The sequence below is a fragment of the Mesorhizobium sp. L-8-10 genome (genome assembly GCF_016756635.1).
In the GTDB taxonomy this organism is placed as follows: domain Bacteria; phylum Pseudomonadota; class Alphaproteobacteria; order Rhizobiales; family Rhizobiaceae.
Genome location: NZ_AP023263.1, coordinates 7,433,743 through 7,448,719 on the forward strand (window position 1 = coordinate 7,433,743; position 14,977 = coordinate 7,448,719).

At 59.9% G+C, this 14,977-nt stretch carries 12 protein-coding genes and 1 pseudogene; 1 reads left to right on the top strand and 12 read right to left on the bottom strand.

The features are described 5' to 3' along the window. Positions 1 to 302 precede the first annotated feature (302 nt). Positions 303 to 899 carry an orotate phosphoribosyltransferase gene (pyrE, locus tag JN280_RS34645; RefSeq protein ID WP_096453656.1) on the top strand — a complete coding sequence of 199 codons (597 nt, stop codon included), beginning with the start codon at positions 303 to 305 and terminating at the stop codon, positions 897 to 899. Between the two features lie 1,041 nt (positions 900 to 1,940). Here the strand turns inward: pyrE and JN280_RS34650 are convergent. The 12 genes and pseudogenes from JN280_RS34650 to JN280_RS34705 all read right to left on the bottom strand — a co-directional run. Beyond that, positions 1,941 to 2,564, bottom strand: a pseudogene (locus JN280_RS34650) (NAD(P)/FAD-dependent oxidoreductase); the annotation flags it as partial. Between the two features lie 177 nt (positions 2,565 to 2,741). Continuing rightward, complete coding sequence (locus JN280_RS34655) at positions 2,742 to 3,629, bottom strand: universal stress protein (RefSeq protein ID WP_202308767.1); 888 nt, start codon at positions 3,627 to 3,629, stop codon at positions 2,742 to 2,744. 98 nt (positions 3,630 to 3,727) lie between these two features. After that, positions 3,728 to 4,513: a response regulator transcription factor gene (locus tag JN280_RS34660; RefSeq protein ID WP_027056524.1), complete on the bottom strand. Its 786-nt coding sequence runs from the start codon at positions 4,511 to 4,513 to the stop codon at positions 3,728 to 3,730. A gap of 24 nt (positions 4,514 to 4,537) precedes the next feature. Continuing rightward, positions 4,538 to 5,017: a NifX-associated nitrogen fixation protein gene (locus tag JN280_RS34665; RefSeq protein ID WP_010913614.1), complete on the bottom strand. Its 480-nt coding sequence runs from the start codon at positions 5,015 to 5,017 to the stop codon at positions 4,538 to 4,540. Positions 5,018 to 5,033: 16 nt separating this feature from the next. Continuing rightward, the gene (gene nifX / locus JN280_RS34670) at positions 5,034 to 5,531 is read right to left on the bottom strand and encodes a nitrogen fixation protein NifX (RefSeq protein WP_202308768.1); all 498 of its coding nucleotides are present in this window, start codon (positions 5,529 to 5,531) and stop codon (positions 5,034 to 5,036) included. Further along, a complete protein-coding gene (gene nifN / locus JN280_RS34675; protein ID WP_202308769.1) occupies positions 5,497 to 6,879 on the bottom strand; it encodes a nitrogenase iron-molybdenum cofactor biosynthesis protein NifN in 1,383 nt (460 codons plus the stop codon). Before nifN ends, nifX begins: the two co-directional genes overlap by 35 nt. Before the next feature lie 9 nt (positions 6,880 to 6,888). Further along, on the bottom strand, positions 6,889 to 8,379 hold the full coding sequence (nifE, locus tag JN280_RS34680) for a nitrogenase iron-molybdenum cofactor biosynthesis protein NifE (protein WP_202308770.1): 1,491 nt from the start codon (positions 8,377 to 8,379) through the stop codon (positions 6,889 to 6,891). Positions 8,380 to 8,439: 60 nt separating this feature from the next. Continuing rightward, entirely contained in the window at positions 8,440 to 9,981 is a 1,542-nt protein-coding gene (gene nifK / locus JN280_RS34685; RefSeq protein ID WP_202308771.1) for a nitrogenase molybdenum-iron protein subunit beta, read from the bottom strand. Positions 9,982 to 10,112: 131 nt separating this feature from the next. Further along, complete coding sequence (nifD, locus tag JN280_RS34690) at positions 10,113 to 11,618, bottom strand: nitrogenase molybdenum-iron protein alpha chain (RefSeq protein WP_010913609.1); 1,506 nt, start codon at positions 11,616 to 11,618, stop codon at positions 10,113 to 10,115. A 105-nt stretch (positions 11,619 to 11,723) separates the two neighbouring features. After that, positions 11,724 to 12,617: a nitrogenase iron protein gene (nifH, locus tag JN280_RS34695; RefSeq protein ID WP_006331760.1), complete on the bottom strand. Its 894-nt coding sequence runs from the start codon at positions 12,615 to 12,617 to the stop codon at positions 11,724 to 11,726. Between the two features lie 473 nt (positions 12,618 to 13,090). Beyond that, entirely contained in the window at positions 13,091 to 13,987 is an 897-nt protein-coding gene (locus JN280_RS34700) for a bacteriophage abortive infection AbiH family protein (RefSeq protein WP_202308772.1), read from the bottom strand. 9 nt (positions 13,988 to 13,996) lie between these two features. Continuing rightward, positions 13,997 to 14,938, bottom strand: coding sequence for a restriction endonuclease (locus tag JN280_RS34705; RefSeq protein ID WP_202308773.1), 942 nt, complete (start codon positions 14,936 to 14,938; stop codon positions 13,997 to 13,999). Positions 14,939 to 14,977 lie beyond the last annotated feature (39 nt).

Sequence of the window (14,977 nt, forward strand, 5' to 3'; positions counted from 1 at the left end):
GCGTGGCGGAACTCGAGGGGACGAGGATGAAACGCCCAAATCCTCAAAGATACGGCCCGCGTCGAAAAAACCCGTGCCTAGCCGAGATTGGGCAAGGGCCAGGAGCCAAGGCTACCCAGCCGTAGCGAAGCCCGTGATCACGCTTAGGCACCCAATAACGATAATGGAAAAATCTGCGCGAAACGGTCGCACCGGTATTGACATTAATTGACACACCCCGCGAACACTTGCATAAGCCACATAGCGGTAGTGACTAGGTGCATGCCGCAGCCAATTTTTTCCCTACGGGCGAGGTCTGATCTATGGCGGCACTGGCGAAATTCAGACCAGTTGATTCCGGCCAACACGACAAGGACGAACTCCGCGAGATTGTCCGTGAGCGCTCTTTTCGATTCGGACGCTACACGCTCTCGTCGGGCATAGAGAGCGACATCTATTTCAATATGAAGCCTACCATGATGGTGGCGCGAGGCGCGCAACTTGCCGCTCTTGAATTCCTAAAAATAGCTGAGCAAGTGAAAGCAGAGTACGTCGGCGGTCTTGAAATGGGAGCGGTCCCCGTAATCGGATCGATGGCGGCTGTCAGCTCGATGATGAACAAACCCATAAACACGATCTTCGTTCGCAAAGTTCCAAAGGCCCATGGCACAAGGGACGTGATTGAAGGACTTGGGCCTAAAGAAGATCTCGAGGGAAAAGTGGTCCTGATCGTTGACGACGTTGCCACAAGCGGCAAGTCGATATTGAAGGCGATTGAAGAGGTTCGCCGCGTCGGCGGCATTGTGGGTGACGCTGCTTGCCTCGTGGACCGTGACGAGGGAGCTACGGCGCTGCTAGCCCAACATGGCGTCACGCTGCACTCCGTACTGCATGCGAGCGAATTTGTGGAACGCCACTGACAATCTCATACAACGTCTTTCCGGCGACCTAGCCTTAGAGGACATTCCGCCGCTTTGCAGCGAGTGCAGGCGCCTCGCGAGTAAGAGCGATTGCCCCTGCCCATCCTCCCTGCTTTTGGTGCAACATATGCTCGCTGCCGTTCACCAGCGGCTTGACGCCATTGACTACCTCTCAGAGCAAGGCGCCATAAGACTGAAGGCTTTTACCGATTATCTGGCGGCGGTCGTTCGAATAGCTTCAGAGAGCGGCGACGCGGTACCCTGGATTGATCTAGCAACCCGGTTTAGCGCTCTTTTCGGTCCCGACGAGGTTGCCCATTGATCTCGCGCTTATTGCTTTTTCGTGGAACGAGCAGCCTCGTCGGCAAATGCGTCATCGATCGCCAGCGGCGTGCCGGCGCATATGCGAGCGAAAAGCGCCGAGCTGCCGGTGATGAATCTCGAACGTGACGACGCCGATTGGCGCGATGCGCGTTGGCTCGGGGCCCTCGTACCCAAGTATGGGTGCGTTCCCATTCCGCGGCATCATGCTCGCGATCCCGTCTGTGCCGTTCTCAAGCAAGCGAGCTCGAGCGAACCGCCCCGGGTTGCGGATTTCGACAATCGTTGGTGGAGTTGGCTGGCGAATTGGCGCGTTCGGCCTTCGGTTGGAAGACCGGCTTGAGGCGGGCCAACGAACGGAATTGGCGAAGCCACGCTGGAGTATGCCTTCACTGGGGTCGCGTCCCTGCACGTGCTGTAACGTAGCTTTAGCGAAGCCGCTCGCGAGCGCGCCCTCATAGCGCCGAGCGGGCGAGCGGCTTCGGGGCGGGCGCAGAGGCTGGGTAGACGGGCCGGACTCACCTCACCCGGTCCAGCCACGACATGCATCGCCAAAGGCAAGGACCCCGCTGACCGCGCCCGCAAGGGGGGAGATTGGCCGTCATCGCTGCCTTCGCCAATCTCCAAGGCTAGAAGTTTGGAGCCGCCAGGGAAGCTGCCGGTCTCCCCCCTTGCGGGGGAGATGGCCGGCAGGCCAGAGAGGGGGCTGTCCCGCCAGCGTTAGATCACATTCAATTCCCTGAACGCCCGCCCTTCAGCGACACGGCTGTACCCAAACGCCGAGCAGTCCACCGTGCGGTAGCCGCCGTGCACGATCAGCTCGGCCAGCGCCTTGCCGACCGCCGGCGCCTGCTGCAGGCCGTGGCCGGAAAAACCATTGGCGAAGAGGAAATTCTTAACCTGCGGATGCGGGCCGATCACCGCGTTCTGGTCGAGCGTGTTGTAGTCGTAATGGCCGGCCCAGGCGCGTGTCGGCTTGATCGCCTCGAAGGCGGGAATGCGGGTCGCCAGCACCGGCCAGATCACCTCTTCGAACAGCGGCCAGTCGACCTCGAAATCGGTGGGGTCGGCCGGGCCGTCGCCTTCTTCCGGTTCGGCGCCGCCAGTGAGATAGACCGAACCTTCCGGCCGGACATAGATGCCGGACGGATCGACCAGCAGCGGCATATCAGAATATTTGTCGCGCGCCTCGAAGACGAAGACGTTGCGCTTGCGCGGCTCGACCGGCAACACCAGCCCCGCCATGGCAGCCACCGTGCCGGCGTTCGGCCCGGCTGAGTTGACGACGATGCCGACTTCCAGCCTGTCGCCATTGTCGAGGCTGACACTGGTCACGCTCTGGCCGTCCCACCTCCGCCTTGCGCATGACTGGAGAGATTTCCGGCGGGCGTCGCCTCCCGAGCAATGCTTTTCATGTTCGTTACTCTTCGTAAGATCGATTATTTCGATGGAGCCCCCTCTACGTATGAATGCAGGCGTCACAGTAGAGCTTTGAACAGCATCGGTGCGGGTCCGGAACCGTCATCGAGCCAAAAACAGCGGCAATATCGGCTTTTCAAAGATCCATCTGGTCACACCGCCAAAGAGCCGCTCACGCAGCCGACGGCTGCCATAGGCGCCCATGACGATCATGTCAGCAGAAATGTCGATTGCGTGCTGCGCAAGGACCGTGGCCGCCGATTTGCCGGCACTTGGCAGGAGGTCAACCAACACCCGAGCACCGTGCCGAGTGAGATAGGCAGCGATGTCGGCTCCAGGCTCCGCGCCGTTCCCGTTGTAGTTGGCCTTCGGATCGACCAGGGCGACACGAACTTCCTCAGCAACGCATAGGAGGCCCAGCGCTTCCCGAACCGCACGGGACGCCTCGACTCGCGAATCCCAACCGACCAGGACGCGCCGTGGCCACAGCGTCGCCTCAGCCCCCTTCGGCACAACGAGCACCGGCTTTCCCGTATCGAACAAGCAGCCGTTGACCACAGGAGGTCCGAGATTCTCGTCGTTGAGGAGCCCTGGTCCGACAATCGTGAGGTCGGCGCAGAGCGCCCGCTGTCGTGCCACTTCACCGAGGCTGGCCGGATCGTAATAGTCGGTGTCAACGTCATAGGCGAGCGACATAGATTCCAGCAGTTTCTGGATATCTCTGGAGTGTCTTTCCAGTCTGACCGCGTCCTGTGTAAATCGATCGATTTGCCGAAACCGATCGTTCAATCTGGCAATTGCCTGTCCACGTCCTGCCGGCCATTCGGAGACACCATCTCCGATCCGCCGATGCGACATAAGGAGCATCGGAGCGGGTATAATCAGTACGGAAAGGTGTGCGCCGATTTCCGCACACAAGCCGGCAGCAGTTCTGACGTCCTGATCGGAATGGTCAGCGCCGGTCAAACAGAGTACCGTTTTAAAGCCCATTTTCCTGTTTCTTCCTGAGTATCCGTTGAGGGCGTTTCAGGCCGCAAGACCGGCTCACAGCGCGAGGAAAGGGAGTGGAACCACACTCGGCACTCAATTCAGCCGTCCAGCTTCTCGAGCGAGTAGCCGGCCGACCTGACGGTACGGATGACGATACCCGTCGAGGCCGCCTCCAGAGCCCTTCTGAGCCGACTGATGTGGACGTCGACTGTGCGTACACCGACATGGATATTGGCCGGCCAGGCCCCGCCGATCAGCTCGTCCCTACTGAAGACCTTGCCGGGCGCCTCGAGCAAATGCCGCAGCACGTTGAACTCGATCGGTCCGAGATGGATGTCATGGCCATTGCCGCAAACCCGGTGGGCATCGAGCTTCATCTCAAGGCTGCCATAGGAAAGCCAGCTGTTGTTTTCAATCGCGTTTGAACCCGGCTTCGGCAGCGCCAGCCTCGTCCGCAGACAATCGAGCAGCTTGGCCGGCGCCACAGGCCGCACAAAGCTCTCGTCAATGCCGGCCTTCAACAGATCGAGGTGCTGGTTCTCGGCGCCGGGCGCGATCAGGGCAATGATGGGCAGGCCGCCGGTTCGGGGCTCCCGCTTGAGCCGGGCGCAGATTGCGGACCCGGTAAGGCTCGTTGAACCGCAGTCCAGCACCACGGCCTGGAAGTCGCGATCGTCGGCCATTGCAAGTGCTTCCTTCGCACCGCCTGCCGGCTCACTGACGAACCCGTCCACCTCCAGTATGTGGCTGAGGAACAGATAGAACTCCGCATCTTGCGAACAGATCAGGACGCGTGGCTTCATCAGCGCTACCCCGAGAACCAAATTGGCCTCGACCGCGTCGGCCGCGTGGGCTGGCCATCGCGGCTCCTCAAGGCCTGACATGATCCTCTTGCTCGAAAATTGGTTTCATGCCCGTGCCACCTCGGGATAGGCGTCGATAGCTGCGATGGCATCGTCGACCAGTTTCGTACCGGCGGCGGCGAGTTTGCAGAACGTCTCGAAGCCGAACCGATGGACGTCGCGCACGGTCTTGGACAAAACGACCAGCCGCCCGGCGGTGAAAAGCACGCGCCCGAACCCCTCATGGCTCATTTCGATCATCGGCGATGCCATCAGGCCGGAGCGCTCCTCGATCGCAAGGGCGACGGCAGTGTAAAACTTGTCGAGCCTCCACAGCACGTCCGGATCGGGATCGCCGATGATTGGGATCGTACGACGCCGTTCCTTGCTGACGATGAAGTCGGCCAGCAACTCGGCATCCGCTGTGCCGTCCCATGACCCGTGGGTATCCTGAGCACGGATCAGCCGCACGAGGCATTTGACGAATGGGCTGGCAAGGGCGGCCTCGTCATCGTTGACAGCAGGGCTGATCGCGACTTCAAACATTTTGCACTTCCTCGTTTTAGTCCTCGTCCTCGAAGGAGGGTTTCTTTTCGGCGACACCAGCTTCGGCCAGCACCTTGCGCAGCCAGGGCGGAGGACACGTTCTCAGCATCATCTGCGTGCGCAACAGCACCTCTTGGATGGTTTGTGGCTGCGGCACCTTGATTGGATGGATTTTTGCCGAAATAACCTTTGCTGCCGAAGGCCCGCCGATGGCCAGACAAAACAGCAGATGGCAGCCCTTCAGCGCCTCCACCTTCGGCGTGACGCGGTCATCGCCCTCGGTCCGACGCTTCCCGCTCTCATCGGAAACGTCATCGAAGGCCACGGCTTCCACGAGATGCCACTCCTCGCGCGTCACGTCGTAGACAGCAAAGCGCTTGGCCGACCCGAAATGGGCATCGAGATTCGTCATGTCTTGCGTGGCGATGGCTACGCGCAATGCGCCTGCCCGTCGGTCCGTCATCGGTGCGTGAACCTCGTCAGTGACGAGTGAGAGGCGACGAACGGAGCTCATCTGGCATTTCTCGTTTCCGGAATGGATCAAGCGCCTCAGGCGTCGGCGCGTGCTGGTTGGCCTGAAAGATATTGGCAACATCGAAGATCAGGTCGCGGGTCCCCCGATAGAGGATTGTGAGCTTGTGCTGGCTGCCAAGCCGGTCGAAGATCGGGAAGCCGACGCGCATGAGCGGAATTTCAAGGCGTCGCGACGCCTGGCGACCGTGGGAATGTGTTACGAGAAGATCCGCGCCCGCTGCAAGAGCTTCCAAATCGCCGAGATCGCCGATCTGAACCCACTCCGCCGGTACTTTTTGCAGAATCTTCGACATATCGGTCGTCGTGACCGCCGCCGCGATGTCACAGCCCATGCCGGTGAAGAAGGTTGCGAGTTGATAGAGTTGGTCTGGTTCAGCAGCGATCGCAATTTTCTTGCCTCCGAAATGGAAATGTCCGTCGAGCAACGCATCCTGCAATTGCGCCCGGTGACGGCGCACCCGGGCCGGCACCGCCGCGCCCGAAACCGCCGATAGCAGCGAGACGAACCGGTCGACAGCCTTCAATCCGGTCAGCGACTGGAACACCGCGTAAGGCACGCCGGTCAATCCGTGCAGCACTTTCGCCGGGTGGCGCATGTGCTCGCCGATGACGATGCATTGCGCGGCCGTGCCAAGCTCGCGGATTTCCTCGACGCTGGTGCCACCATAGGTAGTCGTTACCCAGCGGTCAGGAACCGTACCGTCGAGCGAGCCGGAGACGTCCGGCAGAATAACCGGCTTGAGCCCAAAACTTTCAACCATGTCACGCAAATGCTCGACGTCAGCGACAGTGAGGTTGCATCCGGGCAGGATCGCGATCTTCTTCGGCTGCCGGGTCCGTGCGCCCGAGCGTGTAATCCCTTCGATCATCGCCGCGACAGCCTTGGCCCAGCCTTCTTCGATAGCGCCGCCAAAATCAGGCGTGTTGGCCAGCACAACCTCCGTACCCGCGAGCTCTTCAGCATGCTTCAGCTTGACGTTGGCGATATCACTCGCGCAATCTTCGCCACGGGTCTCCACCAGCGCGGTCGTGCACACGCCTATCAGCTTTGGCTTGGTGCGGGTTTTGAGGTTGAGGATCGCCTCTTCCAGATGGTCCGCTCCGCCGAGTATGGTTGCCACCTCGTCCAGAGCCGTTGTCTGCAAGGGGATCGCTTCCTTGAAATGCCGCACGAAGAGCACGAGCGCGAAGCTGGTGCAGCCTTGGCCGCCGTGGAACAGGGGCATCGCACCCTCGACTCCAAGAAAAGCGAAGGCGGCACCCAGCGGCTGCGACGACTTCAGCGGGTTGACCGCCGCTGATTTGGTATTGCGAAGGATGCGGACCATCGGATTTCCTCATCGGTCGCCGAAGCGGTGAGCCATCGCGCCGGCGACTTCATTGAAAGCGTTCACAGTCGCTGTCCCGTTCTTCGCGCTCGCCAGATCGTCCTCCCTGGCAGGCTGGCAATCCCATGGCGCCGGCTCCCGCACCTGACCCCAGATCGGGTTATGAATGGCGAGGTCGATCTGCCGTACAAGTTCCACCATGCCGTCATAGCCGGCATAAGGATGTTGGCGCTCCTGGTTGATATCGAGCCACGGTGTCTTGGCCTTCAGGGCGATGAATTGCGTACGCCCGCCCGACAGCATGATGTCGGCCTTGTGTTTTGAGAGCATGGCGTAAAGATCGCGCGCTGCCATCTGCTCGAACATGTGGTTTTCGTCCTTGAGGATCCGCTTGATCCGCTCCTTGTCTTCGACGGTGGATTTCTTGACCGAGGTGCCGACGATCTCTATGCCGATCTCCATCAGCGCGTGGACGACTGACCAGGACTTCACACCGCCTGTATTGAGCAGCACGCGCTTGCCTTGAAGCCGCCGGCGGTAGGCCTCGAGTTTCTTCCACGCAATCGCCTCCTGCTCAGCGATCAGCGTGTCTGTGCGATCGAGGATCTCCGCATCGGCGCCCTTTCTCACCAGCAGCTCAGCAATGTTGCGAAGTGCTTCGGAGGTATCTGTTATGCCGTAGAAGGAGCCCTCGAAGAACGGGATGTCCCAGCGCTCCTCCATCTTGCGGGCCAGATTGATGAGTGCGCTCGAGCACACCATCATAGCCGCCCGGGCGCGGTGCGCGGATGCAACGTCGATGTAACGCGCATCGCCCGGAATGCAGGCGCGCACCCGGATGCCGAGCCGATCAAGCAGGGGCTTCACCAGCCAGAATTCGCCGGAGAGGTTGAATTCGCCAAGGATGTTGATGTCGTAGGGTCCGGCGTCGTCGGGTTCCACCGTGCCGATGACATGATCGAGCAACGCTTCGGCGGCGAGTTTGTTGCCGAGGTTCTTGGAGCCGGCCAAGCCCGGCGCATTGATCGGCACCACGGCCAGACCGAATTTTTCGGCCGCGCGTTTGCACACGGCCTCGATGTCGTCGCCGATCAGCGCCGTCACGCAGGTCGAATAGACGAAGACTGCCGGCGGCGCATATGTTTCCTTGATCTCGCGGATCGCCTTGAAGAGCTTCCGCTCGCCCTGCCCCATCACGACGTCGAGTTCGGTGAGGTCGGTTGTGAAGCTTGTCCGCCACAGGGTTGGCCCGGACGAAGCTGCGCCTCTGTTGTCCCAGGAATTGCCCTCGCAGGCGAGCGGCGCATGGACCAGGTGCGCAACGTCGGTGATCGGCTGCAGGACGATCTTGGCGCCGTCAAAGGCGCAGCCGCCGGCTGCCGCCCCGGGGGTCAGCGGCTTCGAGCAGCCCTCCTTGCGCGCCCTGGCATCCTTGCGGCGGTTGTTATCGCAGGCGGGCTCGTCGAAAACGTCCTGGATCTTGGCACTGAGCGAGGTCATTGCGTCAGTCTCCGAAGTCGATTGGGCGATGGGCGGCCTCGGCGAAAAGCCGGCACGGGCTTAGCGGGTGAGGTCATAGGAATAATCCGTCACGCCCGTTTCGCTCGTCTCGCGATCGAGCTTGTCGAATATCTTGTCGAGGATCGTCGTCAACACGCGTAATCCACCCTGGTAGCCCATGAGGGGAAAGCGATGGTGATGGTGCCGGTCGAAGATTGGAAACATCAGCCGGATCAGCGGCGTGCCGGTGTCGCGCTCCAGATACTTGCCATAGGAATTGCCAATCAGCAGGTCCACCGGCTCTGTAAACAGCAGCGAGCGCATTGCCCAGAGATCCTTGCCCGCCCAGACCTGGGCATCCTGGCCGAAAGACGAGGATGCAAGCAATTCCTTCATCTCGGCCTCCCAGGCCGATGTGCCGTTGGTCGCGAGGCAATGTGTCGGCTCGCCGCCGGTCTCCATGACGAAGCGGGCCATGGCGTAGACGAAGTCCGGATCCCCATAGATTGCGTACTTCTTGCCGTGCAGCCATGACTGGCTGTCCGCCATGGCGTCAACCAGTCGGCCGCGCTCCATCCGGATTGTCTCGGGGATCTCCTGGCCGGAAATTGCCGAGACCTTCATCAGGAATTCGTCGGTCGCCTGGACACCCAGCGGATAGTGGAAGGATGCCGTCGCCTGCCCGACCTCGTTGCAATATTCCAGCGTCTTGCGGGTGTTGTAATGCTGCAGCGACAGCGTCGCCTCCGCGTTGAGTGCCCCTTTCACGTCTTCGAGCTTGGTGCCACCGTCATACATGCGGTATTCGCCGTCCGACGGCGTGTCGAACTGGTCTGAGGCGTCCTGAATGACGGTATAGGTGACACCCATCAGGTCGAGGAGGCGCTTGAGTTCCCGGTTGTTTCCGACGCAGAATCCGTCGAAGCCTGGAATGATGTTGATGGTCCCAGCGGCTTGCGAGCGCTCGCTGCCCTTCCAGAAATGCTCCAGCACGCCCTTCACCATGCCGTCGTAGCCATCGACATGGCTGCCGACGAAGGCAGGCGTATGAGCGAAAGGCACGTCGAAGTCGCTTGGGACCGAGCCTTCGTTCTTGGCGTTCTCGATGAAGCTCCGCAGGTCGTCGCCAATGACTTCGGCCATGCAGGTGGTTGAGACGGCGATCATCTTGGGGTCGTAGAGCTTGTAGGTATTGGCGAGCCCGTCGACCATGTTCTTCAGGCCGCCAAACACTGCCGCGTCCTCGGTCATCGAGGAGGAAACCGCTGACGAAGGCTCTTTGAAATGTCGCGACAGATGCGAGCGGTAGTAGGCGACGCAGCCCTGGCTACCGTGGACGAAAGACATGGTGCGCTCGAAGCCCGCGGCCGCGAACACCGCGCCGAGCGGCTGGCAGGCCTTGGCGGGATTTATGACGAGCGCCTCGCGAGCGAGGTTCTTTTCGCGGTATTCCCAAGTCTTGGTCAATTCGCGTTGGTCGGTGACGATCTGATCAGGGTGCGGACATTCGAAATTGAGCTTCTTCTCCGCAAGCATTTGTCTGTATTCCGGCTCGCGGAACAGGGGAGCATGGTCGAGAACTTTTTCGGCCGATTGCGGCATGGTGGTCACCTTTTCCATCTGGCCGCGGCAAGCGGCAGCACAGGGACATCGAAACTTTGAAGGGCATCCAGCGTGGATCGAGCACGCCCCAAGCATTTATCGGCCTCCCTGCCTGGCAGGGAGGCCAGTCCTCATTCGGCGGCGACCGCCGTCGGCGGCGCGTCCTTCATCTTCTTCCACGGCGCGCGGTAGAGACCCCAGACCGGGTTGTTGATGGCCAGATCCATGTCGCGGGCGAAAATGGCGAAGCCGTCATAACCGTGATACGGGCCGGAGTAGTCCCAAGAGTGCATCTGGCGGAACGGGATGCCCATCTTCTGCACCGGGTACTTCTCCTTGATACCGGAGCCAACGAGATCCGGGCGGATGCCTTCGATGAACTTCTCCAGCTCATAACCGGTGACGTCGTCGTAGAGGAGCGTGCCATTCTTCACGTAATGGCCGGTGCGCTGATAGTCGTCGTTGTGGGCGAACTCATAGCCGGTGCCGACGATCACCATAGCGAGGTCCTCGTAAGCAGTGATGACGTGACGAGGACGTAGCCCGCCGACATAGAGCATCACCGTCCTGCCTTCGAGGCGCGGTTGGTACTTGGCGATGACGGCATCGACCAAGGGCCGGTATTTGGCGATGACCTTTTCGGTCTTCTCCTCGATTTCCGGGCCGAAATGCTTGGCGATGTTGCGCAGAGAGGCCTCGATCTGGGAGGGGCCGAAGAAATTGTATTCCATCCAGGCGATGCCGTACTTTTCCTCCATGTGCCGGCAGATGTAGTTCATCGACCGGTAGCAGTGGATCAGGTTGAGCTTGGCCTTGGGCGCGCGCTCTATCTCGGCGAGTGTGGCGTCGCCCGACCAGTTGCCGACCACCCGAAGCCCAATCTCCTCGAGCAGGATTCGCGAGGCCCAGGCATCGCCGCCAATGTTGTAGTCGCCGACGACGTTGACGTCGTATGGGCCGGACTCGAACGCGACGTCGTCCTTGTCGAAGACCCAATCGCGGATCGCATCATTGGCAATGTGGTGGCCGAGCGATTGTGAAACGCCGCGGAAACCTTCGCAGCGCACCGGTACAATCGTCTTTTCGTGCTCCTTGGCTTTCTTGCGCGACACGGCCTCGATATCGTCCCCGATCAGGCCGATCGGGCATTCGGACTGCACCGAGATGCCGCCACTGAGCGGAAACAGGTCCTCGATCTCGTCGATGATCTTTTCCAGCTTCTTGTCGCCGCCGAAAACGATGTCCTTCTCCTGGAAGTCGGAGGTGAACTGCATTGTCACGAACGTGTCGATGCCCGTCGTGCCGACGTAATAGTTGCGGCGTTGCGACCAGGAATATTGCCCACAGCCGACCGGCCCGTGCGAGATGTGGACCATATCCTTGACTGGACCCCACACCACGCCCTTGGAGCCGGCATAGGCGCAGCCGCGGATTGTCATCACGCCCGGAATGGATTTGATGTTCGATTTGACGTCGCATTCGGAAAGGCCCTTGTCCTCCCCGCCGGCCTCGTCCTTGCTCGTTGCGACACTGAGGTGCTTCTTGCGACGCTTCGCCGCCTTGTCTGGATATTGGGACAGCACGTCTTCGATAAGCTTCGCATGCAAAGCGCCGTCATTCTCATAGTCGAGGCCCATGGGACCTGCCCCTTTCAAGGTTCGGGTAACGCCTCGCCAACGAGGCCTTGTTTCGTAGAAAGGGGCGCCAGGTCACGGTCGGCGCCTCCCTGTCGGTAGCGGCGGTTACTGAGCGACGGCCAATTTCGCTTCCTTGGCCTGAAGCTCGGCAAGCATTTGCTCGTCCGTCTTCATGATGCCGAAGTCGAGCAGCATGTCCTCGAGCTCCTCCATGGTGATTGGGGTCGGGATGGTGCCCTGGCCCGAATTGACATGGATCTTCTCGGCCAACGCGCGGTACTCCCCTGCCTGTTTGGAGTCCGGCGCATACTGGATTACCGTCATCTTCCTCAGTTCGGCGTGCTGGACGATGTTGTCGCGCGGCACGAAGTGGATGAGCTTGGAATTGAGCCTGGCGGCCAGCGCCTCGGAGAGGTCGAGCTCTCGGTCGGTCTGGCGCTCGTTGCAGATCAGCCCGCCGAGCCGCACGCCGCCCGAATGGGCGTATTTCAGGATACCCTTGGCGATGTTGTTGGCGGCATAGAGCGCCATCATCTCGCCGGACATGACGATGTAGATTTCCTGGGCCTTATTTTCGCGGATCGGCATCGCAAAGCCGCCGCACACCACGTCGCCCAGCACGTCGTAGGAGACATAGTCGACATTATCATAGGCGCCGTTCTCCTCGAGGAAGTTGATCGAGGTGATGACGCCGCGGCCGGCGCAGCCGACACCGGGCTCGGGGCCGCCGGACTCCACGCACTTGATGTCTTTGTAGCCGATCTTGAGCACGTCCTGGAGTTCAAGGTCTTCCACAGAACCTTCTTGGGCGGCGAGATGCAGAACCGTATCCTGCGCCTTTGCGTTCAGGATCAGCCGGGTGGAGTCGGCTTTGGGGTCGCAGCCGACGATCAGGATTTTCTGTCCGAGGTCGACCAGGGCGGCTAGCGTATTTTGAGAGGTGGTGGACTTGCCGATGCCCCCCTTTCCGTAGAATGCGATCTGACGCAGACCTGACATGTTGCTTCCTTCCTTCTTTCCATCCATAGCGGTTACCGCGACTTCAATGCCGGTCGGCAGATCCCGCCGCCTCGCACCGATCGTTTCAAAACTCGTGCCAATTTGGCCGGCTGGATCGAAGAAGAAATTTATGATTGCTTTTCAGCTGTTTAACATTTGGCAAAAATATTAAATTGGCTAAATAAACTTGTGTCGCGGGCCCGACAAAGGCGACAGGAGATGTCGGACGGCGTTGAGTGAGACGTCGGCCGCGGAGCCCGGAAAGAAGCTAGTTGTCAAAATCTGATGGAGTAGATGCCCCCTCGCGTCTTCACCCCGATTTGGTCGGTTTGCCCGTCGGGATTGTAGCTCGGCCATCGGGCGCCACGTCGGATAATTTCGCGGGTCAGGCCTGGACTAAAGCAAGGGTCGTATGGCAGCCACAGCGGTCTGGTCGCTGAAAAGGGGACATTCTTGGAAAGGATCAGAATTGTTCAGAAATCGATCAAACGTGCGAGGCTTATAAGACCAGGATCAATTCCCAGCTCCGACATTGGAGCCTGCGCCGCCGCTGGATTACTGTGATAACTAACCTTCCACGTCACCGTTGTTGCATCGATGTGCTTGGTTATTTCCTCGAGATATGGCGCGTCCACCTCCGAAAGGGAGTGTCCCATGACGAGGATTCGACGCACTGATCTCAGGCTATGGAAGAACGGCTGCTGCTGCAGGATGATTTTGTCGGTCGGCTTGAACGTCGCCGAAAAATAGTCGTCGACGATCCTGTTGCCCTCAAGGACGCGTGTGTCCGCAGCCTCGACATCGACGCCGTGATTGAGGGAGTCCGCCAAAGTGCGCTGCCATGCATGGCCGAGCACGAGTTGGTCAGTAGAGCTACTGGCTTGCCCGTGAATGTGCAGAACCTGGCTATCGGCAATTCCATAAGCCTTCTGAAGTGTCGGCGTATAATTGAAGTTGAGATAACGCGCGGTCGGGTCGAGCGGTAAAGGTTTGCCGGTGAATGAATTGGCTGCGGGGATGCGAAGCTGTCGAATCCAATCGGCGAACCGTCCACGCATTGTAGAAGAAATAGCCTCGACGACGCGGTTCAGTTCACACTGATAGTCGTGATGGCCTGAATCACTCCAGTCCTCCGCTCCATAGGACATGAGAAATTGAGAGGCATAGTCAATAACCGTGTCGACATCGAAGTCGGCCAGCCTCGCCTCGAATTCCCACCAGAACGCGTCGTCGACTGCAAAATATGTCTCGACTTCGCGATAGGTGGCCAGATCGACTTCCTTGAGATATCGGCCGAAGTCCAGGTAATCCGATGGAATATCGTGATAGCGGTCAAAGCCATTGCCGATGATGTATAACGTGTCGCTCATCAGCCTGCTTTATTCCAGAGTTACGCTGAAGCTCGGATATGGCTTTCGAAATGCAGTAAGGACGCGATCGCGGGCGTGGTCCATTTCCCGGGCAGCGGCATCGGTCAACATGAAGGTCGGACAGGACGGATCGCCACAGCCGCACGGCCTGATCGCACCGATTGAAAGCAAGGTTTTATAGCGGCGACGAAGGTGATCTAGTTCACGCACCGTCGCTTCGAGGGCCGATCGGACGCTTGGATCACGGATGTGATGCAACGAGGGAAGGCGATGGATTTCTACGCCTTCACGGGTTTGCCAGATGCCGGTGCTAAGCACGCGAATGGTGTCTTCGACGGCCTGTAGGAAGGCTGGAAGGTTACTCTCCTGCTGAAAGGGTGTTCGAAAGGCCGGTCTATCGAAGGCCCGCGCAAGCATCGCCAGTGTCTGGTCATCGGTAATAGCCGAGAACCGGTCAACGAAATCGCGCAGTTCAGCCGCGGTGTCGGGAAAGGGGACCCCTTCGACCAAACGTCGAAGGAGGAACTCGGCGCGGAGCCTCAGATGTTCTTCAAACTCTGAGCCCGACCAAATCGTGACGCGAGCCACTCCCAGCTTGTTGGCCGCAGCTTTCACTTCGTCCCGCCGCTGAGCGGAGACGCTGCATCGACAAACAAACTTAAAGGTCGCCGGGCGCCCGAACGCAGCACCGATTGCCGCTGACATATCCTTCTCGGCCTTTGTCTGAGTAAGACTTGCGCGGTTTACGCATTGAATGACAGTCCGTTCGTCCGGCCGGTCGTCGAATGGCCGAGTGCCGACGATGTCTCGCCCTTGATCGCTGCCGGTCTGGCCGTACCAGGCGAGGTCGGTCCATCCCTCACAGAGGTGATAGGCAAAGACAAGTCGTTCGAACTCGGACCCACTGAAATCCTCGAAATGAATCGGTCGAACTGTCTGGGCGATACTCATAGAGATCCCTTCCTGGGACGCACGCCCCTAGCCAGGACC